This is a genomic window from Leclercia adecarboxylata (assembly GCF_006874705.1).
GTDB lineage: Bacteria > Pseudomonadota > Gammaproteobacteria > Enterobacterales > Enterobacteriaceae > Enterobacter > Enterobacter adecarboxylatus_C.
Map to the genome: position 1 here is coordinate 2,721,164 of NZ_CP035382.1, position 21,986 is coordinate 2,743,149.

The window sequence follows — 21,986 nt, forward strand, 5'->3', positions numbered from 1 at the left end:
CGCATAATAACGATGGCGATGAAAAAGTTGCTCATAGCGTCGCTGCTGTTTAGCAGCGCGACCGTATACGGTGCTGACGGGTTCGTAGTGAAAGATATTCATTTCGAAGGCCTTCAGCGTGTCGCCGTTGGTGCGGCCCTCCTCAGTATGCCAGTGCGCCCAGGCGACACGGTTAATGATGAAGACATTAGTAATACCATCCGCGCTCTGTTTGCCACCGGCAACTTCGAGGACGTTCGCGTTCTGCGCGATGGTGACACGCTGCTGGTTCAGGTAAAAGAGCGTCCAACGATTGCCAGCATCACCTTCTCCGGCAACAAGTCGGTGAAAGACGACATGCTCAAGCAAAACCTTGAGGCCTCTGGCGTGCGTGTCGGCGAATCTCTGGATCGCACCACCCTCTCTGATATTGAGAAAGGGCTGGAAGATTTCTACTACAGCGTCGGTAAATACAGCGCGAGCGTCAAAGCGGTTGTTACTCCGCTGCCACGTAACCGCGTCGATCTGAAGCTGGTGTTCCAGGAAGGTGTTTCCGCGAAAATCCAGCAGATCAACATCGTTGGTAACCATGCGTTCAGCACCGATGAGCTGATCTCTACCTTCCAGCTGCGTGACGAAGTGCCGTGGTGGAACGTGGTGGGCGACCGTAAATACCAGAAACAGAAACTGGCGGGCGATCTCGAAACCCTGCGCAGCTACTATCTGGATCGCGGCTATGCGCGCTTTAACATCGATTCGACTCAGGTTAGCCTGACGCCGGACAAGAAAGGTATCTACATCACCGTTAACATTACCGAAGGCGATCAGTACAAGCTTTCTGGTGTGGAAGTGAGTGGTAATCTGGCGGGACACTCTGCCGAGATCGAAAGCCTGACCAAACTGCAGCCGGGTGAACTGTATAGCGGCTCGAAAGTGACCAAAATGGAAGACGGCATTAAAAAGCTGCTCGGCCGTTATGGTTACGCTTACCCACGCGTACAGACTCAGCCTGAAATCAACGATACGGATAAAACCGTTAAGCTCCACGTTAACGTCGATGCGGGTAACCGTTTCTACGTGCGTAAGATCCGTTTTGAAGGTAACGACACCTCGAAGGATGCCGTTCTGCGCCGTGAAATGCGCCAGATGGAAGGGGCGTGGCTGGGTAGCGATCTGGTCGATCAGGGTAAAGAGCGTCTGAACCGTCTGGGCTATTTCGAAACCGTCGATACCGACACTCAGCGCGTGCCGGGTAAACCGGACCAGGTAGACGTCGTTTACAAGGTCAAAGAGCGTAATACCGGTAGCTTTAACTTTGGTGTCGGTTACGGTACCGAAAGTGGCGTCAGCTTCCAGGTGGGCGTACAGCAGGATAACTGGTTAGGTACCGGCTATTCCGTGGGTATCAACGGTACCAAGAACGACTACCAGACTTACTCTGAGCTCTCCGTTACTAACCCTTACTTCACCGTTGATGGTGTGAGTCTGGGCGGTCGTATTTTCTATAACGACTTTAAAGCGGATGATGCGGACCTGTCTTCGTATACCAACAAAAGCTACGGCGTTGATGGTACGCTCGGCTTCCCTATTAACGAATACAACACCCTGCGTGCCGGCTTAGGTTATGTGCATAACGACCTGTCCAACATGCAGCCGCAGGTGGCAATGTGGCGTTATCTGGACTCTATCGGACAGTCTGCAAGCACCTCGAATGATGATAACGGGTTTGCCGCAGATGACTTTACCTTCAACTATGGCTGGACGTACAACCGCCTCGACCGTGGTTTCTTCCCGACCGAAGGTTCACGCGTCAACCTGAACGGTAAAGTTACGGTCCCGGGCTCTGATAACGAGTTCTATAAAGTTACTCTCGATACCGCGTCCTACTTCCCGATCGACGAAGATCATAAATGGGTGGTTCTGGGTCGTACGCGCTGGGGTTACGGCGACGGTTTAGGTGGCAAAGAGTTGCCATTCTATGAAAACTTCTACGCGGGCGGCTCAAGCACCGTACGTGGCTTCCAGTCCAATAACATTGGTCCGAAAGCGGCATATTACGGCGGTAACGACGAAGATAACTGCGCTAAAACCTCATCAAGCGAAGTGTGTAGCTCTGATGATGCGGTCGGTGGTAACGCTATGGGTGTCGCCAGCCTGGAGTTTATTACCCCTACGCCGTTTATCAGCGATAAGTATGCCAATTCCGTACGTACCTCCTTCTTCCTGGATGCGGGTACCGTATGGGATACTAACTGGGAAAATACCAGTGCGACCAGGGCTGCAGGTATTCCGGACTACAGCGATCCGAGCAATATTCGTATGTCTGCGGGTCTCGCACTACAATGGATGTCACCGCTGGGGCCGTTGGTCTTCTCTTACGCCCAGCCGTTTAAGAAATACGAGGGAGACAAAGCGGAGCAGTTCCAGTTTAACATTGGTAAAACCTGGTAATTGTCCGTTGCAAAGGAATGCGTTGGCAGTGTAGCGCTGACAACTGGCGATCGCAGGATCGCCTTGCCACGCAAAGAACGGTACCTTCGGGTACCAATGGGATGGTAAGGAGTTAATTGTGAAAAAGTGGTTATTAGCTGCAGGTCTCGGTTTAGCGATGGCAACTTCTGCTCAGGCAGCAGACAAAATTGCAATCGTCAATATGGGTAACTTGTTCCAGCAGGTTGCGCAGAAAACAGGTGTTTCTGCCACGCTGGAAAACGAGTTCAAAGGCCGTGCAAGCGAACTGCAGGGTATGGAAAAGGATCTGCAATCCAAAATGCAGCGTCTGCAGCGCGATGGTTCTACCATGAAAGCGAGCGAGCGTAGCAAACTGGAAAAAGACGTAATGGCTCAGCGTCAGACTTTCTCTCAGAAAGCGCAAGCTTTTGAACAGGATCGTCAACGTCGTTCTAACGAAGAACGTGGCAAGCTGGTTACCCGTATCCAGTCCGCTGTGAAAGCTGTTGCCGCCGATCAGAATATCGATCTGGTTGTTGATGGCAACGCTGTTGCATTCAACAGCAGCGATGTTAAAGACATCACCGCTGATGTCCTGAAACAGGTTAAATAAGTAATGCCTTCAATTCGACTCGCTGATTTAGCTCAGCAGTTGGATGCAGAATTACACGGTGATGGCGATATCGTCATCACCGCTGTTGCGTCCATGCAGTCTGCTAAAGCAGGCACTATCACCTTCATGGTAAGCCCAAAGTACCGTGAACATCTGGCGCTTTGCCAGGCGTCTGCTGTCGTACTGACGCAGGACGATTTGCCGTTTGCCGCAGGTGCAGCGCTGGTAGTGAAGAACCCCTACCTGACGTATGCCCGTATGGCACAAATTCTCGATACCACGCCGCAGCCGGCACAGGACATCGCACCCAGTGCGGTGATTGATCCGACGGCGCAGCTGGGTAACAACGTATCAATTGGTGCCAATGCGGTTATCGAATCAGACGTCGTGCTGGGCGATAACGTGGTGATTGGCGCCGGTTGCTTCGTGGGTAAAAAAACAAAAATTGGTGCAGGCTCTCGCCTGTGGGCCAACGTCTCCATTTACCATGAGATCGAAATCGGTGAACATTGCCTGATCCAGTCCAGCACCGTTATTGGCGCGGATGGTTTCGGTTATGCCAACGATCGTGGTAACTGGGTGAAGATCCCGCAGCTGGGCCGGGTGATCATCGGCGATCGCGTCGAAATCGGCGCATGCACGACCATCGACCGTGGTGCGCTTGATGACACGATTATCGGTAATGGTGTTATCATCGATAACCAGTGCCAGATTGCACATAACGTTGTGATTGGCGACAATACTGCGGTTGCCGGCGGCGTTATTATGGCAGGCAGCCTGAAGATTGGCCGTTACTGTATGATTGGCGGCGCCAGCGTCATTAACGGGCATATGGAAATATGCGATAAAGTCACGGTCACAGGGATGGGCATGGTTATGCGTCCTATCACTGAACCGGGCGTCTACTCCTCAGGCATACCGTTGCAGCCTAACAAGGCGTGGCGTAAAACTGCAGCCCTGGTGATGAATATTGATGATATGAGCAAGCGCCTCAAGGCTATTGAGCGCAAAATCGATCAACAAGACTAAGCGTTCACCCGTTTAACGCACACTTCCCGGCCTGTCGGCTTTCTTATAAACCGGCAGGCCGTGTTATTATTGCCATTCAGATATTTTGACAGGAAGAGTATTTTGACTACTGACACTCATACTCTGCATATTGAAGAGATTTTAGAACTTCTGCCGCACCGCTACCCGTTTTTGCTGGTAGACCGTGTGCTGGATTTTGAAGAAGGTCGTTTTCTGCGCGCAGTGAAAAATGTTTCTGTAAACGAGCCATTCTTCCAGGGGCACTTCCCTGGGAAGCCTATCTTCCCGGGCGTATTGATCCTGGAAGCGATGGCTCAGGCGACTGGTATTCTGGCGTTTAAAAGCGTCGGTAAACTGGAGCCGGGTGAGCTGTATTACTTCGCAGGTATCGACGAAGCGCGCTTTAAGCGCCCGGTTGTGCCTGGTGATCAGATGATCATGGAAGTGACTTTTGAAAAAACGCGTCGTGGCCTGACTCGCTTTAAAGGCGTAGCTCTGGTTGACGGCAAGGTTGTTTGCGAAGCTACCATGATGTGTGCGCGTAGCCGGGAGGCCTGATACGTGATTGATAAAACCGCCTTTATTCATCCAACCGCCATTGTGGAAGAGGGTGCCGTTATCGGTGCTAACGCCCACATCGGCCCGTTTTGTATTGTTGGACCCCATGTCGTAATTGGTGAGGGTACCGTACTGAAATCTCACGTCGTTGTGAATGGTCATACGACCATTGGCCGCGACAACGAGATCTATCAGTTCGCCACCATCGGCGAAGCGAACCAGGATCTGAAATATGCTGGTGAACCGACCCGTGTCGAAGTTGGCGATCGTAACCGCATTCGCGAAAGCGTCACCATTCATCGTGGCACAGTACAGGGCGGTGGATTGACGAAGGTGGGCAGCGACAACCTGTTTATGGTCAACGCGCATATCGCGCATGACTGCACCGTCGGTAATCGCTGTATTCTCGCCAACAACGCAACGCTGGCGGGACACGTATCAGTAGACGATCATGCCATCATTGGCGGCATGACCGCGGTCCATCAGTTCTGCATCATTGGTGCGCACGTGATGGTTGGCGGCTGCTCCGGCGTGGCGCAGGACGTCCCGCCGTATGTGATTGCGCAGGGTAACCATGCGACGCCGTTTGGCGTCAACATCGAGGGCCTTAAGCGCCGCGGCTTCAGCCGTGAAGCGATTATGGCTATCCGTAACGCCTACAAACAGCTGTACCGTAACGGTAAAACGCTGGAAGAGGCGAAGCCGGAAATCGCTGAACTGGCGAAACAGCATCCTGAGGTGAACGCGTTCGTGGAATTCTTCGCACGCTCAACTCGCGGTCTGATTCGTTAATGGTTGATAGTCGCCCGCTGACGATCGCCCTTGTCGCCGGAGAAACCTCCGGCGATATTCTTGGTGCAGGTCTTATTCGAGCGCTCAAAGCGCGCGTTCCCAACGCGCGCTTTGTCGGCGTTGCCGGTCCATTGATGCAGGCTGAAGGGTGTGAAGCCTGGTATGAGATGGAAGAGCTGGCGGTGATGGGCATCGTTGAGGTGCTGGGTCGCCTGCGTCGTTTGCTGTACATCCGCGCCGATCTGACGCGCCGTTTTACCGAACTGAAGCCCGATGTGTTCGTCGGCATTGATGCGCCTGACTTCAACATTACCCTCGAAGGTAATCTGAAAAAGCAGGGGATTAAAACCATCCATTACGTCAGTCCGTCCGTCTGGGCGTGGCGACAGAAACGTGTTTTCAAAATAGGCAGATCGACGAATCTCGTTCTGGCTTTCCTGCCTTTCGAAAAAGCGTTTTACGATAAATTCAACGTGCCGTGCCGCTTTATCGGCCACACCATGGCCGATGCCATGCCGCTGGATCCCGATAAAAATGCGGCACGCGACGTACTCGGCATTCCCCACCACGTTCACTGCCTGGCCCTGCTGCCGGGGAGCCGTGGTGCAGAAGTGGAAATGCTCAGCGCAGACTTTCTGAAAACGGCGCAGATCCTGCGTCAGACCTACCCTGACCTCGAAGTGGTCGTGCCGCTGGTAAACGCCAAACGCCGGGAGCAGTTCGAACGTATTAAGGCTGAGGTCGCTCCGGATCTGCATGTCCATCTGTTAGATGGTAAAGGCCGTGAAGCGATGGTCGCCAGCGATGCCGCGCTGCTGGCGTCGGGGACCGCCGCGCTGGAGTGCATGCTGGCGAAATGCCCGATGGTGGTGGGCTATCGCATGAAGCCGTTCACCTTCTGGCTGGCGAAACGACTGGTGAAAACCGATTACGTCTCCCTGCCAAACCTGCTCGCCCGACGCGAGCTGGTGAAAGAGCTGCTGCAGGATGAGTGCCAGCCGCAGGCGCTAGCCGCTGCGCTGTTACCGCTGCTGGCCGACGGCAAAACCAGCCATGAAATGCACGATACCTTCCGGGAACTGCATCAGCAAATCCGCTGTAATGCCGATGAGCAGGCGGCTGACGCGGTGCTGGAGTTAGCACAATGATGGAATTTATTTACCCTCACACCCATCTGGTGGCGGGTGTGGATGAAGTGGGGCGTGGTCCGCTGGTGGGTGCCGTTGTCACTGCCGCGGTGATCCTCGATCCTGCTCGTCCTATTATCGGTCTGAATGATTCGAAGAAATTATCCGAAAAGCGCCGCCTGGCGCTGTACGATGAAATTAAAGAGAAAGCGCTGGCCTGGAGTCTGGGGCGGGCGGAGCCGCATGAGATAGACGAGCTGAACATCCTGCATGCCACCATGCTGGCGATGCAGCGTGCGGTGGCGGGGCTGAAGGTAGTGCCGGAGTATGTGCTGATCGACGGAAACCGTTGTCCGGCACTGCCCATGCCGTCACTGGCGGTCGTCAAAGGCGACAGCCGGGTGGCTGAAATCAGCGCCGCCTCGATCATTGCTAAGGTCACCCGCGATGCCGAAATGGCCGCGCTCGATATCACTTTTCCCCAGTATGGCTTTGCTCAGCATAAGGGGTATCCTACCGCTTTCCACCTGGAAAGACTGGCTGAACACGGCGCAACTGAACACCATCGTCGCAGTTTTGGACCGGTGAAACGCGCACTGGGACTGATGTCCTGAATCAAGACGCCAATAAGTAACGCGGGATCTGAAAATGGCTGAACCACGTTTCGTACACCTGCGGGTGCACAGCGACTATTCCATGATTGATGGGCTGGCAAAGACCGGGCCGCTGGTGAAAAAGGCGGCCATCCTTGGCATGCCTGCGCTGGCGATCACCGACTTCACCAACCTGTGCGGTCTGGTGAAGTTCTACGGAACGGCGCACGGTGCCGGTATGAAGCCGGTGATTGGTGCCGATTTTCACGTTCAGAGCGAGCTTCTCGCCGATGAAATGACGCAGATTACCGTTCTCGCGATGAATAACACCGGCTATCAGAACCTGACGCTGCTGATTTCCCGGGCCTATCAGCGCGGCTACGGTCCGCAGGGGCCGTGGATCGATCGCGCGTGGCTGGCGGAACTGAATGAGGGGCTGCTGCTGATCTCCGGCGGGCGCATGGGCGACGTTGGCCGATGCCTGCTGCGCGGTAATGGCGCGCTGGTGGAACAGTGCGTCCATTTTTATAAAGAATACTTCCCGGACCGCTTCTATCTGGAGCTGATCCGTACCGGCCGTCCTGATGAAGAGAGCTATCTGCATACCGCAGTTGCCCTTGCAGAAGAGCACGGGCTACCGGTTGTGGCGTCGAACGACGTGCGCTTTATCAACGCCGATGATTTTGACGCCCATGAAATTCGCGTCGCTATCCACGATGGCTTTACCCTCGACGATCCGAAACGCCCGCGCAACTATTCGCCGCAGCAGTATATGCGCAGCGAAGAGGAGATGTGCGAGCTGTTTTCCGATATTCCGGAAGCGCTGGAAAACAGCGTAGAGATTGCCAAACGCTGCAACGTCACCGTCCGCCTGGGCGAGTATTTCCTGCCGCAGTTCCCGACCGGCGACATGACCACCGAAGACTTCCTGGTCCTGAAATCGAAAGAGGGTCTGGAAGAGCGTCTGGAATTCCTCTTCCCGGACCCGGCCGTTCGCGCCGAGAAGCGCCCGGAATATGACGAGCGTCTGGATATTGAACTCCAGGTTATTAACCAGATGGGGTTCCCCGGCTACTTCCTGATCGTCATGGAGTTTATCCAGTGGTCGAAGGACAACGGGGTACCGGTTGGGCCAGGTCGTGGTTCGGGTGCGGGATCGCTGGTGGCCTATGCGCTGAAAATTACCGATCTCGATCCGCTGGAATTTGACCTGCTGTTCGAACGTTTTCTTAACCCGGAACGTGTCTCGATGCCCGACTTCGACGTCGACTTCTGCATGGAGAAACGCGACCAGGTTATCGAGCACGTGGCGGACATGTACGGTCGCGATGCGGTATCGCAGATTATTACCTTCGGTACGATGGCGGCAAAAGCGGTTATCCGCGACGTGGGCCGCGTGCTGGGCCATCCGTACGGTTTTGTCGACCGCATCTCGAAGCTGGTGCCGCCCGATCCGGGCATGACCCTGGCGAAAGCCTTCGAAGCAGAACCGCAGCTGCCGGAAATCTACGAGGCCGACGAAGAGGTCAAAGCGCTGATCGACATGGCGCGCAAGCTGGAAGGCGTCACCCGTAACGCCGGTAAGCACGCCGGTGGGGTGGTTATTGCCCCGACCAAAATTACCGATTTTGCGCCGCTGTACTGCGACGAAACCGGCTCGCACCCGGTTACCCAGTTCGATAAGAACGACGTGGAATACGCCGGCCTGGTGAAGTTTGACTTCCTCGGCTTGCGTACGCTCACCATCATCGACTGGGCGTTGAAGATGATCAACCCGCGCCGGGCCAAACAGGGCCTGGAGCCGATTGATATCGCCGCGATCCCGCTGGATGACAAGAAAAGCTTCGACATGCTGCAGCGTTCGGAAACCACGGCGGTGTTCCAGCTTGAATCCCGCGGCATGAAAGATCTGATCAAACGTCTGCAGCCTGACTGCTTCGAGGACATGATCGCTCTGGTGGCACTGTTCCGTCCGGGTCCGCTGCAGTCGGGAATGGTAGATAACTTTATCGACCGTAAGCACGGTCGCGAAGAGCTCTCTTATCCTGATGTGCAGTGGCAGCACGAAAGCCTGAAACCGGTACTGGAGCCTACCTACGGTATCATCCTGTATCAGGAACAGGTTATGCAGATCGCCCAGGTACTCTCCGGCTACACCCTCGGCGGCGCGGACATGCTGCGTCGTGCGATGGGTAAGAAAAAGCCGGAAGAGATGGCCAAGCAGCGCGGCACCTTTGAAGAAGGGGCCAGGAAAAACGGCGTTGACGGCGAACTGGCAATAAAAATCTTCGATCTGGTAGAGAAATTTGCCGGATATGGGTTTAACAAGTCACACTCCGCTGCCTACGCGCTGGTCTCCTATCAGACGCTGTGGCTGAAAGCACACTATCCGGCAGAGTTTATGGCCGCGGTAATGACCGCCGATATGGACAACACCGAGAAGGTGGTGGGTCTGGTGGATGAGTGCTGGCGCATGGGGCTGAAGATCCTGCCACCGGACATTAACTCCGGTCAGTACCATTTTCACGTTAACGATGACGGGGAGATTGTTTACGGTATTGGCGCCATTAAAGGCGTGGGTGAGGGCCCGATCGAAGCGATCATCGAAGCCCGTAACCAGGGAGGGTACTTCCGCGAGCTGTTCGACCTCTGCGCCCGTACCGATATCAAAAAGCTTAACCGCCGGGTGCTGGAAAAGCTGATCATGTCCGGGGCGTTTGACCGTCTTGGGCCGCATCGCGCCGCGCTGATGAACTCGCTGGCCGACGCCCTGAAGGCTGCCGATCAGCACTCGAAAGCCGAAGCCATTGGTCAGGCAGATATGTTTGGCGTGCTGGCAGAAGAGCCGGAGCAGATCGAACAATCCTATGCCAGCTGTCAGCCGTGGCCGGAACAGACGGTACTGGACGGCGAGCGTGAAACGCTGGGTCTGTACCTGACCGGGCACCCGATCAACCAGTATCTTAAAGAAATTGAGCGCTATGTCGGAGGCTACCGGCTGAAAGACATGCATCCGACAGAACGTGGTAAGATTACCACGGCTGCGGGGCTCGTCATTGCCGCGAGGGTTATGGTCACCAAGCGCGGCAATCGTATCGGCATCTGTACGCTGGATGACCGTTCCGGGCGTCTGGAGGTGATGTTATTCACCGACGCGCTGGATAAATACCAGCAGTTGCTGGAAAAAGACCGCATACTTATCGTCAGCGGACAGGTCAGCTTTGATGACTTCAGCGGGGGGCTTAAAATGACCGCCCGCGAAGTGATGGACATTGACGAAGCCCGGGAAAAATATGCTCGCGGGCTTGCTATCTCGCTGACGGACAGGCAAATTGATGACCAGCTTTTAAACCGACTCCGTCAGTCTCTGGAACCCCACCGCTCGGGGACCATTCCAGTACATCTCTACTATCAGAGGGCGGATGCGCGTGCACGATTGCGCTTTGGTGCGTCGTGGCGTGTCTCTCCGAGCGATCGTTTACTTAACGATCTCCGTGGCCTCATTGGTTCGGAGCAGGTGGAACTGGAGTTTGACTAATACAGGAATACTATGAGTCTGAATTTCCTTGATTTCGAACAGCCGATTGCAGAGCTGGAAGCGAAAATCGATTCTCTGACCGCCGTTGGCCGTCAGGATGAAAAACTGGATATTAACATCGACGAAGAAGTGCATCGTCTGCGTGAAAAGAGCGTAGAACTGACGCGCAAAATCTTTGCCGATCTCGGCGCATGGCAGGTTGCCCAGATGGCACGCCATCCACAGCGTCCGTACACCCTGGATTATGTCCGCCTGGCGTTCGATGAATTCGACGAGCTGGCAGGCGATCGCGCCTATGCCGACGATAAAGCTATCGTTGGCGGTATCGCACGCCTCGACGGTCGTCCAGTGATGATTATTGGCCACCAGAAAGGGCGCGAAACCAAAGAAAAAATTCGCCGCAATTTCGGGATGCCAGCGCCGGAGGGTTACCGTAAAGCCCTGCGTCTGATGGAGATGGCCGAGCGTTTCAACATGCCGATCATCACCTTTATCGACACCCCGGGTGCTTATCCGGGCGTCGGTGCAGAAGAGCGCGGCCAGTCTGAAGCCATTGCCCGCAACCTGCGCGAAATGTCACGCCTGAGCGTGCCGGTTATCTGCACCGTTATCGGTGAAGGTGGTTCCGGTGGTGCGCTGGCGATTGGCGTGGGCGATAAAGTGAATATGCTGCAGTACAGCACCTATTCCGTTATCTCTCCGGAAGGCTGTGCATCTATTCTGTGGAAAAGCGCTGACAAAGCGCCGCTGGCCGCAGAAGCGATGGGCATTATCGCCCCACGCCTGAAAGAGCTGAAGCTGATCGATACCGTTATCCCGGAACCACTGGGTGGCGCGCACCGTAAGCCAGAAGTGATGGCGGCCTCACTGAAGGCGCAGCTGCTGGCTGACCTCGCAGACCTCGACGTGCTGAGCAAAGAAGATCTGCTTAACCGTCGTTACCAGCGTCTGATGAGCTACGGTTACGCGTAAGTCAGGTCATACTCCGAAAAGCCGCACATCGTTGCGGCTTTTTTTATGCCTGCGGTTTACCTCAACTATGCTTAGTGAATGTTTTTTAAGGAGGTAAACCGTGAACATCATTGCCATTATGGGGCCGCACGGCGTCTTTTATAAAGACGAACCCATCAAGGAGCTGGAGCAGGCGTTAGCGTCGCGCGGGTTTCAACTCATCTGGCCGCAAAACAGCGCCGATCTACTGAAGTTCATCGAACACAACCCGCGCATTTGCGGCGTCATCTTCGACTGGGACGAATACGATCTCGAGCTGTGCAGCGATATCAATCAACTCAATGAATATCTGCCGCTATACGCCTTTATCAATACCCACTCCACGATGGACGTCAGCGCCCACGATCTGCGGATGGCGCTGTGGTTCTTTGAGTATTCGCTGGGCGTGGCAGAGGATATCGCCACCCGCATACAGCAATATACCGGCGAATACCTGGATACCATCACGCCACCGTTTACCCGGGCACTCTTTACCTATGTGAAAGAGGGGAAGTACACCTTCTGCACTCCGGGCCATATGGCGGGAACGGCGTATCAGAAAAGCCCGGTGGGCTGCCTGTTCTATGATTTCTTTGGCGGGAATACGCTGAAGGCGGATGTGTCGATCTCGGTGACGGAGCTGGGATCGCTGCTGGATCATACCGGCCCGCATCTTGAAGCCGAAGAGTATATCGCCCGCACCTTTGGCGCCGAACAGAGCTACATGGTGACCAACGGCACCTCGACCTCCAATAAGATTGTCGGCATGTACGCCGCCCCGGATGGCAGTACCCTGTTGATTGACCGCAACTGCCATAAATCGCTGGCGCATCTGCTGATGATGAGCGACGTGGTACCGATCTGGCTGTCACCCACCCGTAACGCGCTGGGTATTCTGGGCGGGATCCCGCGCCGGGAGTTTTCCCATGCGGCGATTGAGAGCAAAGTGGCCGCCGTACCGGGCGCAAGCTGGCCGGTTCACGCGGTGATCACCAACTCCACCTACGACGGCCTGCTCTACAATACCAACTGGGTGAAACAGACCCTGGATGTGCCCTCGATCCATTTTGACTCGGCGTGGGTGCCCTATACCAATTTCCACCCAATCTATGCCGGTAAAAGCGGGATGAGCGGCGATCGGGTGCCGGGAAAAGTGTTCTTCGAAACCCAGTCCACGCACAAGATGCTGGCGGCGTTTTCGCAGGCCTCGCTGATCCACATTAAGGGCGAATACGACGAAGAGACCTTCAACGAAGCCTTTATGATGCACACCACCACCTCGCCGAGTTACCCCCTGGTGGCCTCGATTGAAACCGCCGCGGCGATGCTGCGCGGCAATCCCGGCAAGCGTCTGATCAACCGTTCCGTTGAGCGTGCTCTGCATTTTCGCAAAGAGGTCCAGCGCCTTAAAGACGAAGCCGACAGCTGGTTCTTCGATATCTGGCAGCCGGACGATATCGACGAAGCCGAATGCTGGCCGGTGGCGCCAGGAGAGAGCTGGCATGGCTTCCGCGATGCCGATGCGGATCATATGTTCCTCGATCCGGTCAAAGTCACCATACTCACACCGGGCATGGACGAGCAGGGGGTAATGAGCGAGGAGGGGATCCCGGCCGCGCTGGTGGCGAAGTTCCTTGATGAGCGCGGCGTAGTGGTCGAAAAGACCGGGCCGTATAACCTACTGTTTCTGTTTAGTATAGGTATCGACAAAACCCGGGCGATGGGATTGCTGCGCGGCCTGATGGAGTTTAAGCGCGCCTACGATCTGAACCTGCGGGTCAAAAACATGCTGCCGGATCTCTACGCCGAGGATCCTGACTTTTACCGCAACATGCGCATCCAGGATCTGGCCCAGGGGATCCATAAGCTGATCCGCCAGCACGATCTGCCGCGCCTGATGCTGCAGGCCTTTGACGTTCTGCCAGAAATGAAGCTTACCCCGCATCATGCCTGGCAGCGCCAGGTGAAAGGGGAGGTGGAAACCGTCGATCTGGAGGATCTGGTCGGGCGGATCTCGGCCAACATGATCCTGCCTTATCCGCCGGGGGTGCCGCTGCTGATGCCAGGGGAGATGATCACCGAGAAGAGCAGGGCGGTGCTCGATTTCCTGCTCATGCTCTGCTCAATTGGTCGTCATTATCCCGGGTTCGAAACGGACATCCACGGTGCCAAACGGGATGAAAACGGCATCTACAGGGTACGGGTCTTAAAAGCGCAGTGACCCCTTGCACGGCACGGGGGTTCGGTTATAACGTTCAGGCACATTAAAAAGGAGAGACTATGCTGGGCTTAAAGCAGGTTCACCATATTGCAATTATTGCCACCGACTACGCTATCAGTAAGGCGTTTTACTGCGATACGCTGGGATTTACCCTGCAGAGTGAGTTTTACCGCGAAGAGCGCGACTCCTGGAAGGGAGATCTGGCACTGAACGGCCAGTACGTCATTGAGCTGTTTTCATTCCCTTTCCCGCCGGCGCGTCCGTCCCGACCAGAAGCCTGCGGTTTACGCCACCTCGCCTTTAGCGTGGATGATATTGACCAGGCCGTGCAGCACCTCGAATCGCATGACGTAAAGTGTGAAGCCATTCGTATCGACCCTTTCACCGGGAAACGCTTCACATTCTTCAACGATCCTGATGGCCTCCCGCTGGAGCTATACCAGCAGTAACGCTTGCCTCTAAAAGAAATGCCCGGTAACGTGCCGGGCATCCTCCTGCATAAATAACGACGATGACCACAGCCGATCTTCAGCAAGCTCTCCACCCGTACCGCCGTCTGCTGGTGGGATTTAGCGGTGGCCTGGATTCCACGGTTTTGCTGCATCAGTTGATGCGCTGGCGTGAACAGGATCCCGGTCTCGGACTGCGCGCTATCCATATTCATCATGGCCTGAGTCCGCACGCAGACAGCTGGGTCGCGCACTGCGAAAGCCTCTGTCGCGCGTGGGGTATCCCGCTTGTCGTGGTGCGGGTGACGCTGGCGGATGAGGGACTGGGGCTGGAAGCGCAGGCGCGTAAAGCACGTTATACCGCCTTTCGCGAGGCGCTTCTGCCGGGTGAAGCGCTGGTCACGGCGCAACACCTGGACGATCAGTGTGAAACCTTTCTGCTGGCGCTTAAGCGTGGGAGTGGTCCGGCAGGGCTGTCGGCCATGCCCGCGCGGGCGCGTTTTGCCGATACCGAACAGATTCGTCCCTTGCTCGGCGAGACGCGCGAATCACTGCTTGGCGAGGCGCAGCGTTGGGGTCTTCGCTGGATAGAGGATGAAAGCAACCAGGACGACAGCTATGACCGCAACTTTTTGCGCCTGCGCGTAGTTCCCCTGCTGGCACAACGCTGGCCGCATTTTGCGCAAGCCACCTCGCGCAGCGCCACGCTGTGCGCGGAGCAGGAGCAGCTGCTTGATGAGCTGCTGGCTGACGAGCTATCGTCCCTGGTTTCCGACGAGGGGGCATTGGCTATCGCGCCGCTGGAGGCGATGAGCGCGGTACGTCGGGCGGCGCTGCTGCGAAGATGGCTGGCGACACAGGGGGCCTTAATGCCGTCGCGGGCCATGCTCACCCGGCTCTGGGAGGAGGTGGCGCTTGCCCGGGAAGATGCGGCACCGCAACTGCGTTCCGGGGAGGGAGAGATCAGGCGCTTTAAGGGGCAGCTGTGGTGGGTGAAAAGCCACGCGCCGCTGGCCGATCGGGTGATCGACTGGCCCTCGCTGGATCAACCCCTACAGCTGCCGGAAGGCCTGGGTGCTCTGCACATTGAGGCGGGCGGTAATCTACGTCTGCCGCAGCCCGGCGAGCCGGTGACGGTACGCTTCCGCGCCAGCGGAACGCTGCACATCGTCGGGCGAAACGGTGGACGTAAGATTAAAAAAATCTGGCAGGAACTTAATGTTGCCCCCTGGCAGCGGGATGCCACTCCGCTGCTGTTCTACGGCGAAACGCTGGTAGCGGCTGCGGGCGTGTTTGTGACGCGGGAAGGGGCGGCGGAGACGGGCGTACAGCTGGAGTGGAAAGCGTAACGGACAGCGGGCTGCCCGTTACAGAGGATCAGGACTCGCTCACCACGACGGTGCCGATTTCGGGATGACTGAAGCTGGCAATTTTATCGAGACGGAGTTCACGCGTTGCGCCGCCGTCCTCGACCACCAGGTACTCCACGTTTTTACGGGATACCAGATCGTTCGCTTTAGCCTTCAGGACTTCGCCATCTTTTAACGCCAGCGTCAGGACCAGATGATGCTGGCAGGCGAGTTCGAGGTTGTCATAGTCATCGCAATTGATGGGTTGATAAGTTTCATTCATTGACATAATCGCTCACCAGTAAATTCGCAGCAGCATATGCTGCTTTTTCTCTGACCGATTCTGAAAGCGTGTCATCCGACGCCATTTCATTCAGAACTTTCAATACACAGCCCAACGCATCAGGGATGTACCCCAGATCGCCGCTGGCAATTTCCGCATACCGTTTGCGAATTAACTCACAATAATTATTCACATCCCCTCCTGCCAGCGCACTGACTTTACTGTGAGATACAATTAAGCCTACGAGCATAAACCCGGTTTAGCAAGGTGACTATACCATACTCATTTAAGCAATATCAGCAGGTTGATGTCGCAGACATTCGCGAGCCTGTAACAGCCTTTTGGCGGAGATTTCGCTACAATGCGCACCTGATTCGAAAGGAGTTCTCTCATGGCGCTTAAAGCGACAATTTACAAAGCCGCGGTCAATGTGGCGGATTTAGACCGCAATCAGTTTCTGGATGCGACCCTGACGCTGGCGCGTCATCCATCAGAAACGCAGGAGCGCATGATGCTGCGCCTGCTGGCATGGATTAAGTATGCCAACGAGCGACTGCAGTTTACCCGCGGATTAAGCGCGGAAGACGAGCCGGAAGCCTGGCTGCTCAACGATCATCTGGGCATCGATCTGTGGATTGAGCTTGGCCTGCCGGATGAGCGCCGCATTAAGAAAGCCTGTACCCAGTCTGCGGAGGTGGCGCTCTTTACCTATAACAGCCGTGCCGCGGAGATTTGGTGGCAGCAGAATAAGAACAAGTGCTCGCAATTCAATAACCTGTCCGTCTGGTACCTGAATGATGAACAGCTTGCTGCGCTGAGCGCATTTGCCGGACGAACCATGATCCTGCAGGCAACGATCCAGGATGGCGCCATCTGGTTATCGGATGCTGAGAATAATCTGGAAATTCATCCTGAAGCCTGGCAGTCCCGCTCATGATTGTCCTGTCCCGAACTGTCACCCTTCCTGATAATGAAGTTGAGATCACCGCGATCCGCGCACAGGGCGCGGGTGGCCAGCATGTGAATAAAACCTCAACGGCCATTCATCTGCGCTTTGACATTCGGGCATCCAGCCTGCCAGAGTACTATAAAGAACGCCTGCTCGCCGCCAGCCATCATCTGATCACCAGCGAAGGGGTGATTATCATCAAGGCGCAGGAGTACCGCAGTCAGGAGATGAACCGGGAGGCGGCGCTGGCCCGGCTGGTGGCGCTGATCCAGGAGTTAACCGTAGTACAAAAAAGCCGTCGGGCCACCCGTCCGACCCGCGCCTCGAAAGAGCGCCGGCTGGCTTCGAAATCACAGAAATCGTCCGTTAAAGCGCTGCGCGGCAAAGTCCGACGCCCTCAGGATTAACGGGCGACAGTCGGAATACGATAAGGAATAGAGAGTGAAAACAGCGATATTTTCAGTGGTGGCAGCAAGCACGCTGTTCGTCCTGATGGGGTGCCATAACCGCGCAGAGATGCAGGCGCTGGAACCGACCCAGGCAGAGGCGTTAAAACCGATGCAGCAGAGCTGGCGTGGCGTCTTGCCCTGTGCCGATTGCGAAGGTATCGAAACCTCGCTGTTTCTGGAAAAAGATGGCTCCTGGGTGATGAACCAGCACTACCAGGGGGCGAAGGCACCTTCCTCCTTTGCCAGCTACGGCACTTGGGCTCGCACCGCCGATAAGCTGGTGCTAACGGATACGGCGGGCGAAAAGCGCTATTTCCGTGCCAAAGGCGAAGGGCTGGAGATGCTCGACATGCAGGGCAATCCCATAGAATCACAGTTTAATTACACCCTGGCGCCGGTAACCGCCGCGCTGCCGGCGACGCCAATGGCGATGCGCGGCATGTATTTCTATATGGCTGATGCAGCGATCTTCACCGACTGTGCCACCGGCAAAAAGGTGAGCGTGGCGAATAACGCCCAACTGGAGCGGGATTACGCGGCGGCGCGCGGGAGTGATACCAAACCGGTACTGCTCACGGTCGACGGGCATTTTACGCTGGAAGCCAATCCGGACAGCGGCGAGAGAGTCAAAACGCTGGTGCCGGACCGGGATGCCAGGTTTGAAGCCGGTAAGAATTGCGACAGCAAATAGCTGAAATAAAAAACCCCGCCGGAGCGGGGTTTTTTGTGGCTTATGCCTTGATGGCTTTCACCAGGTAATCAAGCACGTCACCGGTTTTAATCATCTGCTTCTCGCCGTTACGACGATACTTGTACTCGATCTCGTCGTTATCAAGGTTACGATCGCCAATGACCACGGTATGAGGAATACCGATCAGTTCCATATCGGCAAACATCACGCCCGGACGCTCTTTACGATCGTCCATCAGCACTTCGATACCCTGGGCACGCAGTTCGCTGTACAGTTTCTCGGCCAGCTCCTGCACGCGGTAGGATTTGTGCATGTTCATTGGCAGGATCGCCACCTGGAACGGCGCAATGTTGTCCGGCCAGACAATACCGCGTTCGTCGTAGTTTTGCTCGATAGCAGCAGCAACCACACGAGTGACCCCAATACCGTAGCAGCCCATGGTCAGGACCTGGTTACGACCATCTTCGCCCTGAACGGCAGCATTCATTGCGCGGGAGTATTTATCACCCAGCTGGAAGATGTGACCCACTTCGATACCCCGTTTGATCATCAGGGTGCCCTTGCCGTCCGGGCTCGGATCGCCTGCGACCACGTTACGAATGTCAGCCACTTCAGGGGTCGCCACATCGCGATCCCAGTTGATGCCAAAGAAGTGTTTACCGTCAACGTTAGCACCGGCAGAGAAATCGCTCATCGCTGCGACCGTGCGGTCAACAACAACAGGGATTGGCATATTGACCGGGCCCAGAGAACCCGGACCGGCATTCACGACGGCACGGATTTCTGCTTCCGTTGCGAACGTTAATGGGCTTGCAACCTGCGGCAGCTTCTCTGCTTTCACTTCGTTCAGCTCGTGATCGCCACGCACCAGCAGGGCAACCAGCGGGTATGCGCTGCCTTCGGTAGATTTTACCAGCAGGGTTTTTACCGTTTTTTCGATTGGCAGATTGAACTGCTCAACCAGTTCGGCGATAGTTTTCGCGTTTGGTGTATCAACCAGTTTCATCTCTTCAGTCGCAGCAGCACGCGGCGTTTTAGGCGCCAGGGCTTCTGCAAACTCAATGTTAGCAGCGTAATCAGAGGAGTCAGAGAAGATCACATCGTCTTCACCGCTCTGCGCCAGTACCTGGAACTCGTGAGATGCGCTACCGCCGATGGAGCCGGTATCAGCCTGAACAGCACGGAAATCCAGCCCCATGCGGGAAAAGATTTTGCTGTACGCTTCATACATCTTGTCATAGGTCTCTTGCAGAGACTCCTGAGAAGTATGGAAAGAGTAAGCATCTTTCATCAGGAATTCACGAGAACGCATGACGCCAAAGCGTGGGCGCACTTCGTCACGGAACTTGGTCTGGATCTGGAAGAAGTTCAGCGGCAGCTGCTTGTAAGAGCTCAGCTCATTACGGATCAGATCGGTAATGACTTCTTCATGCGTTGGACCCAGAACAAACGGACGATCGCCACGATCGGCAATACGCAGCAGTTCCGGACCATACTGCTCCCAGCGTCCACTCTCCTGCCACAGCTCAGAGGGCTGAACTACCGGCATTAACACCTCGATAGCACCGGCGTTATTCATCTCTTCACGCACGATATTTTCGACTTTTTTCAGGACGCGCACGCCGGTCGGCAACCAGGTATACAACCCGGAGGCCAGCTTGCGGATCATCCCGGCGCGCAGCATCAGCTGGTGGCTGATAACTTCGGCGTCGGCAGGTGTCTCCTTCAGGGTGGAGAGCAGATATTGGCTAGTACGCATGTTGTTACGGTTCCATTTCGACGATTGGAACAGGCTGACCGGCAGCCTGACACAAAAAAAGTGGTTTAGTTTACCAGTGTGGCAATGATGCCAAAAGAGAAGAGAATAAAATTACTGCGGCTCGAGGGCAAACACTTCAAAGCCCGCCGCCGTGACGCGCCAGCGAACGTTAAAATCCAGCAGCAGGACGGCATACGTTTTCCCGGCTTCTTCCTCTTTTCGGTAGGCCGGACGGGGATCCTGGGCCAGCACCTCGACGATAAAATCCCGCAGGCGAGGGTAGCGCTTTTCCAGCTGGACTAATCGGGGGGCCAACTCATCGGTAAAGTAAACGGGCATACCCGCCATAGGGGCCTGCTGGGCATAGCTGGCGCGTGCATCCGGCACCGCTTCGGCAAAGGGCAGATAGGGTTTGATGTCCACCACCGGCGTGCCGTCGACCAGATCCAGACTGCCAAGCTCGAGGATCACCTGATCTTTCTGACAGCGAATGCCTTTCAGCTCAACGAGCGACATCCCGACAGGATTCGGGCGGAAGGTAGAGCGCGTGGCAAATACCCCCATTCTTGCGTTGCCGCCGAGACGAGGCGGGCGAACGGTCGGCCGCCAGCCGCCTGCCATGGTCTGATGGAAGATAAACAGTACCCACAGGTGGCTAAAGGCTTCCAGTCCGCGCACGGCATCTGCCTGATTATACGGAGCGATCAAGTGAAGCTCACCGCCACCGCTTTTTACCAGCCCTGGCTGGCGGGGTACGGCAAACTTCTCTTTATAAGGAGAGCGGATAACGCCTATCTGCTCGAACTGGAATGCACTCATTTTGCCGAGACGTTAAGGGCAGAACCTACGCAGACGGCCTGGCGGTAGCAGCCTGGCGTGCCGCTGGTCACTTCACAGCTGTGTAGCAGAACCGCATTGGCTTTCATTTTAGAGGCATTCACCTGCATGCGTTTACGCGCAGTCGGGATATTCGGAGGAGAGTCCTGATTGCTGGCCTGGCAAGATTCGCCGGAGACCTCACCCAGATCGCGGAACGGTTTACCCACTAAGGCTTCAGCGCTGGTATAGATTTTGACTGGCGCAGGGCGTGGCGCTTTTGGCTTTTCAGGCTCCACTTTAGGCGGGGTTGCTGTGCTTTTAACAGGTTCAACAGGAGATCTGCTTAGCATAGAACAGCCGCTCAGCATCAGTGCTAAAAGACAGATCGGTAAAGCACGCATAATATTTCCTCTATGAATAATCAAATCGTCAGATATTGAATCAGTTGCCTGCATAAATGACAAGACGGGCTTACGCCCGTCATGAATGATATTACACAGAGGTCAGATTACCAGCCTTTAACTGCTCCGCCGTTAAAGACTTTGTTAGCTTCCTGGTAAACTTCGTCAGACTGGTAAGCCTGTACGAATTTCTTCACGTTCTCCGCGTCTTTGTTATCTTCGCGGGTCACGATCAGGTTAACGTATGGGGAATCTTTGTCTTCAACGAAGATACCGTCTTTGGCCGGAGTCAGGTTGATCTGGCTGGCGTAAGTGGTGTTGATAACCGCCAGAGCGATCTGCGCATCATCCAGAGAACGCGGCAGCTGCGGTGCTTCCAGCTCAACAATTTTCAGGTTTTTTGGGTTCTCAGTAACGTCCAGAACGGTTGGCAGCAGGCCTACACCGTCTTTCAGTTTAATCAGGCCCACTTTCTGCAGCAGCAGCAGGGAACGGCCAAGGTTCGTTGGGTCGTTCGGTACCGCAACCTGAGAACCGTCCTGCAGCTCTTCTAAAGATTTGATCTTTTTAGAGTAGCCCGCGATTGGGTATACGAAGGTATTGCCTGCCGCAACCAGCTTGTAGCCGCGATCCTTGATCTGCTGATCCAGATACGGTTTGTGCTGGAAGGCGTTAGCATCGATATCGCCTTTGCTCAGCGCTTCGTTCGGCAGAACGTAATCGTTGAAGGTCACCAGCTCGACGTCGAGGCCATACTTCTCTTTCGCCACTTTGGCTGCCGTCTCGGCAACCTGCTGTTCCGCACCGACGATAACGCCCACTTTGATGTGGTTTGGATCTTTTTCATCCTGGCCGCAGCCTACCAGTGCCAGAGAGCCGATCAGCGCGCCTACCGCAGCAAAGGTCTTCAATTTAAACGCCATGTTCTTATCCTTAACTCGTCGAG

The 21,986-nt window shown here is 55.5% G+C and carries 21 protein-coding genes; 15 read left to right on the forward strand and 6 right to left on the reverse strand.

Translation table 11 applies throughout. The annotated features are described in order from the left end of the window. Nucleotides 1-12 precede the first annotated feature (12 nt). The 12 genes from bamA to tilS all read left to right on the forward strand — a co-directional run bounded on the left by bamA (nucleotide 13) and on the right by tilS (nucleotide 15,689). Nucleotides 13-2,430 carry an outer membrane protein assembly factor BamA gene (gene bamA / locus ES815_RS13890; RefSeq protein ID WP_142488301.1) on the forward strand — a complete coding sequence of 806 codons (2,418 nt, stop codon included), beginning with the start codon at nucleotides 13-15 and terminating at the stop codon, nucleotides 2,428-2,430. Between the two features lie 118 nt (nucleotides 2,431-2,548). Continuing rightward, nucleotides 2,549-3,043 (forward strand): molecular chaperone Skp, encoded by a 495-nt coding sequence (skp, locus tag ES815_RS13895; RefSeq protein WP_032616621.1) that lies wholly within the window; start codon nucleotides 2,549-2,551, stop codon nucleotides 3,041-3,043. 3 nt (nucleotides 3,044-3,046) lie between these two features. Beyond that, nucleotides 3,047-4,072: a UDP-3-O-(3-hydroxymyristoyl)glucosamine N-acyltransferase gene (gene lpxD, locus ES815_RS13900; RefSeq protein ID WP_142488302.1), complete on the forward strand. Its 1,026-nt coding sequence runs from the start codon at nucleotides 3,047-3,049 to the stop codon at nucleotides 4,070-4,072. Between the two features lie 102 nt (nucleotides 4,073-4,174). Then, entirely contained in the window at nucleotides 4,175-4,630 is a 456-nt protein-coding gene (fabZ, locus tag ES815_RS13905) for a 3-hydroxyacyl-ACP dehydratase FabZ (protein WP_007373234.1), read from the forward strand. A 3-nt stretch (nucleotides 4,631-4,633) separates the two neighbouring features. Beyond that, a complete protein-coding gene (gene lpxA / locus ES815_RS13910; RefSeq protein ID WP_142488303.1) occupies nucleotides 4,634-5,422 on the forward strand; it encodes an acyl-ACP--UDP-N-acetylglucosamine O-acyltransferase in 789 nt (262 codons plus the stop codon). Next, nucleotides 5,422-6,570, forward strand: coding sequence for a lipid-A-disaccharide synthase (gene lpxB / locus ES815_RS13915; RefSeq protein WP_142488304.1), 1,149 nt, complete (start codon nucleotides 5,422-5,424; stop codon nucleotides 6,568-6,570). Before lpxA ends, lpxB begins: the two co-directional genes overlap by 1 nt. Further along, nucleotides 6,567-7,163, forward strand: a complete 597-nt coding sequence (rnhB, locus tag ES815_RS13920) for a ribonuclease HII (RefSeq protein ID WP_142488305.1) — start codon at nucleotides 6,567-6,569, stop codon at nucleotides 7,161-7,163. The genes lpxB and rnhB overlap by 4 nt, the downstream gene beginning before the upstream one ends. Before the next feature lie 34 nt (nucleotides 7,164-7,197). Beyond that, nucleotides 7,198-10,680: a DNA polymerase III subunit alpha gene (gene dnaE / locus ES815_RS13925; protein WP_142488306.1), complete on the forward strand. Its 3,483-nt coding sequence runs from the start codon at nucleotides 7,198-7,200 to the stop codon at nucleotides 10,678-10,680. A 12-nt stretch (nucleotides 10,681-10,692) separates the two neighbouring features. Further along, on the forward strand, nucleotides 10,693-11,652 hold the full coding sequence (gene accA, locus ES815_RS13930; RefSeq protein ID WP_106994311.1) for an acetyl-CoA carboxylase carboxyl transferase subunit alpha: 960 nt from the start codon (nucleotides 10,693-10,695) through the stop codon (nucleotides 11,650-11,652). 100 nt (nucleotides 11,653-11,752) lie between these two features. Then, on the forward strand, nucleotides 11,753-13,891 hold the full coding sequence (locus tag ES815_RS13935; RefSeq protein ID WP_142488307.1) for a lysine decarboxylase LdcC: 2,139 nt from the start codon (nucleotides 11,753-11,755) through the stop codon (nucleotides 13,889-13,891). A gap of 59 nt (nucleotides 13,892-13,950) precedes the next feature. Beyond that, entirely contained in the window at nucleotides 13,951-14,340 is a 390-nt protein-coding gene (locus tag ES815_RS13940) for a VOC family protein (RefSeq protein ID WP_142488308.1), read from the forward strand. Between the two features lie 62 nt (nucleotides 14,341-14,402). Next, complete coding sequence (gene tilS, locus ES815_RS13945) at nucleotides 14,403-15,689, forward strand: tRNA lysidine(34) synthetase TilS (protein ID WP_142488309.1); 1,287 nt, start codon at nucleotides 14,403-14,405, stop codon at nucleotides 15,687-15,689. 28 nt (nucleotides 15,690-15,717) lie between these two features. Here tilS and rof read toward each other — a convergent pair whose 3' ends face one another. Both rof and ES815_RS13955 read right to left on the reverse strand, forming a co-directional pair. Next, on the reverse strand, nucleotides 15,718-15,978 hold the full coding sequence (gene rof / locus ES815_RS13950; RefSeq protein WP_059308693.1) for a Rho-binding antiterminator: 261 nt from the start codon (nucleotides 15,976-15,978) through the stop codon (nucleotides 15,718-15,720). Beyond that, a complete protein-coding gene (locus tag ES815_RS13955; protein ID WP_142488310.1) occupies nucleotides 15,965-16,165 on the reverse strand; it encodes a YaeP family protein in 201 nt (66 codons plus the stop codon). The genes rof and ES815_RS13955 overlap by 14 nt, the downstream gene beginning before the upstream one ends. Before the next feature lie 198 nt (nucleotides 16,166-16,363). Between ES815_RS13955 and ES815_RS13960 the strand changes: the two genes are divergently transcribed. From ES815_RS13960 to nlpE, 3 genes are all read left to right on the forward strand, one after another. Continuing rightward, nucleotides 16,364-16,909 carry a YaeQ family protein gene (locus ES815_RS13960; protein ID WP_142488311.1) on the forward strand — a complete coding sequence of 182 codons (546 nt, stop codon included), beginning with the start codon at nucleotides 16,364-16,366 and terminating at the stop codon, nucleotides 16,907-16,909. Next, entirely contained in the window at nucleotides 16,906-17,328 is a 423-nt protein-coding gene (arfB, locus tag ES815_RS13965; protein ID WP_106994315.1) for an alternative ribosome rescue aminoacyl-tRNA hydrolase ArfB, read from the forward strand. The genes ES815_RS13960 and arfB overlap by 4 nt, the downstream gene beginning before the upstream one ends. An 85-nt stretch (nucleotides 17,329-17,413) precedes the next feature. Beyond that, on the forward strand, nucleotides 17,414-18,061 hold the full coding sequence (gene nlpE, locus ES815_RS13970) for an envelope stress response activation lipoprotein NlpE (RefSeq protein WP_409518835.1): 648 nt from the start codon (nucleotides 17,414-17,416) through the stop codon (nucleotides 18,059-18,061). Nucleotides 18,062-18,101: 40 nt separating this feature from the next. Here the strand turns inward: nlpE and proS are convergent, their stop codons facing one another. From proS to metQ, 4 genes are all read right to left on the reverse strand, one after another. Then, complete coding sequence (gene proS / locus ES815_RS13975; RefSeq protein ID WP_142488313.1) at nucleotides 18,102-19,820, reverse strand: proline--tRNA ligase; 1,719 nt, start codon at nucleotides 19,818-19,820, stop codon at nucleotides 18,102-18,104. 111 nt (nucleotides 19,821-19,931) lie between these two features. Next, nucleotides 19,932-20,639, reverse strand: coding sequence for a tRNA (N6-threonylcarbamoyladenosine(37)-N6)-methyltransferase TrmO (gene tsaA, locus ES815_RS13980; protein ID WP_142488314.1), 708 nt, complete (start codon nucleotides 20,637-20,639; stop codon nucleotides 19,932-19,934). Then, nucleotides 20,636-21,040, reverse strand: coding sequence for an Rcs stress response system protein RcsF (rcsF, locus tag ES815_RS13985; RefSeq protein WP_142488315.1), 405 nt, complete (start codon nucleotides 21,038-21,040; stop codon nucleotides 20,636-20,638). The genes tsaA and rcsF overlap by 4 nt, the downstream gene beginning before the upstream one ends. A 107-nt stretch (nucleotides 21,041-21,147) precedes the next feature. After that, the gene (gene metQ, locus ES815_RS13990; protein ID WP_142488316.1) at nucleotides 21,148-21,963 is read right to left on the reverse strand and encodes a methionine ABC transporter substrate-binding lipoprotein MetQ; all 816 of its coding nucleotides are present in this window, start codon (nucleotides 21,961-21,963) and stop codon (nucleotides 21,148-21,150) included. Nucleotides 21,964-21,986 lie beyond the last annotated feature (23 nt).

Coding starts and splice junctions, on each gene's coding strand:
- metQ (WP_142488316.1), bottom strand. CDS start 21,963: ATGGCGTTTAAATTGAAGACCTTTGCTGCGGTAGGCGCGCTGATCGGC.
- accA (WP_106994311.1), top strand. CDS start 10,693: ATGAGTCTGAATTTCCTTGATTTCGAACAGCCGATTGCAGAGCTGGAA.
- dnaE (WP_142488306.1), top strand. CDS start 7,198: ATGGCTGAACCACGTTTCGTACACCTGCGGGTGCACAGCGACTATTCC.
- rcsF (WP_142488315.1), bottom strand. CDS start 21,040: ATGCGTGCTTTACCGATCTGTCTTTTAGCACTGATGCTGAGCGGCTGT.
- lpxB (WP_142488304.1), top strand. CDS start 5,422: ATGGTTGATAGTCGCCCGCTGACGATCGCCCTTGTCGCCGGAGAAACC.
- arfB (WP_106994315.1), top strand. CDS start 16,906: ATGATTGTCCTGTCCCGAACTGTCACCCTTCCTGATAATGAAGTTGAG.
- ES815_RS13960 (WP_142488311.1), top strand. CDS start 16,364: ATGGCGCTTAAAGCGACAATTTACAAAGCCGCGGTCAATGTGGCGGAT.
- nlpE (WP_409518835.1), top strand. CDS start 17,414: ATGGGGTGCCATAACCGCGCAGAGATGCAGGCGCTGGAACCGACCCAG.
- lpxD (WP_142488302.1), top strand. CDS start 3,047: ATGCCTTCAATTCGACTCGCTGATTTAGCTCAGCAGTTGGATGCAGAA.
- rof (WP_059308693.1), bottom strand. CDS start 15,978: ATGTCAATGAATGAAACTTATCAACCCATCAATTGCGATGACTATGAC.
- tilS (WP_142488309.1), top strand. CDS start 14,403: ATGACCACAGCCGATCTTCAGCAAGCTCTCCACCCGTACCGCCGTCTG.
- rnhB (WP_142488305.1), top strand. CDS start 6,567: ATGATGGAATTTATTTACCCTCACACCCATCTGGTGGCGGGTGTGGAT.
- tsaA (WP_142488314.1), bottom strand. CDS start 20,639: ATGAGTGCATTCCAGTTCGAGCAGATAGGCGTTATCCGCTCTCCTTAT.
- proS (WP_142488313.1), bottom strand. CDS start 19,820: ATGCGTACTAGCCAATATCTGCTCTCCACCCTGAAGGAGACACCTGCC.
- bamA (WP_142488301.1), top strand. CDS start 13: ATGGCGATGAAAAAGTTGCTCATAGCGTCGCTGCTGTTTAGCAGCGCG.
- ES815_RS13940 (WP_142488308.1), top strand. CDS start 13,951: ATGCTGGGCTTAAAGCAGGTTCACCATATTGCAATTATTGCCACCGAC.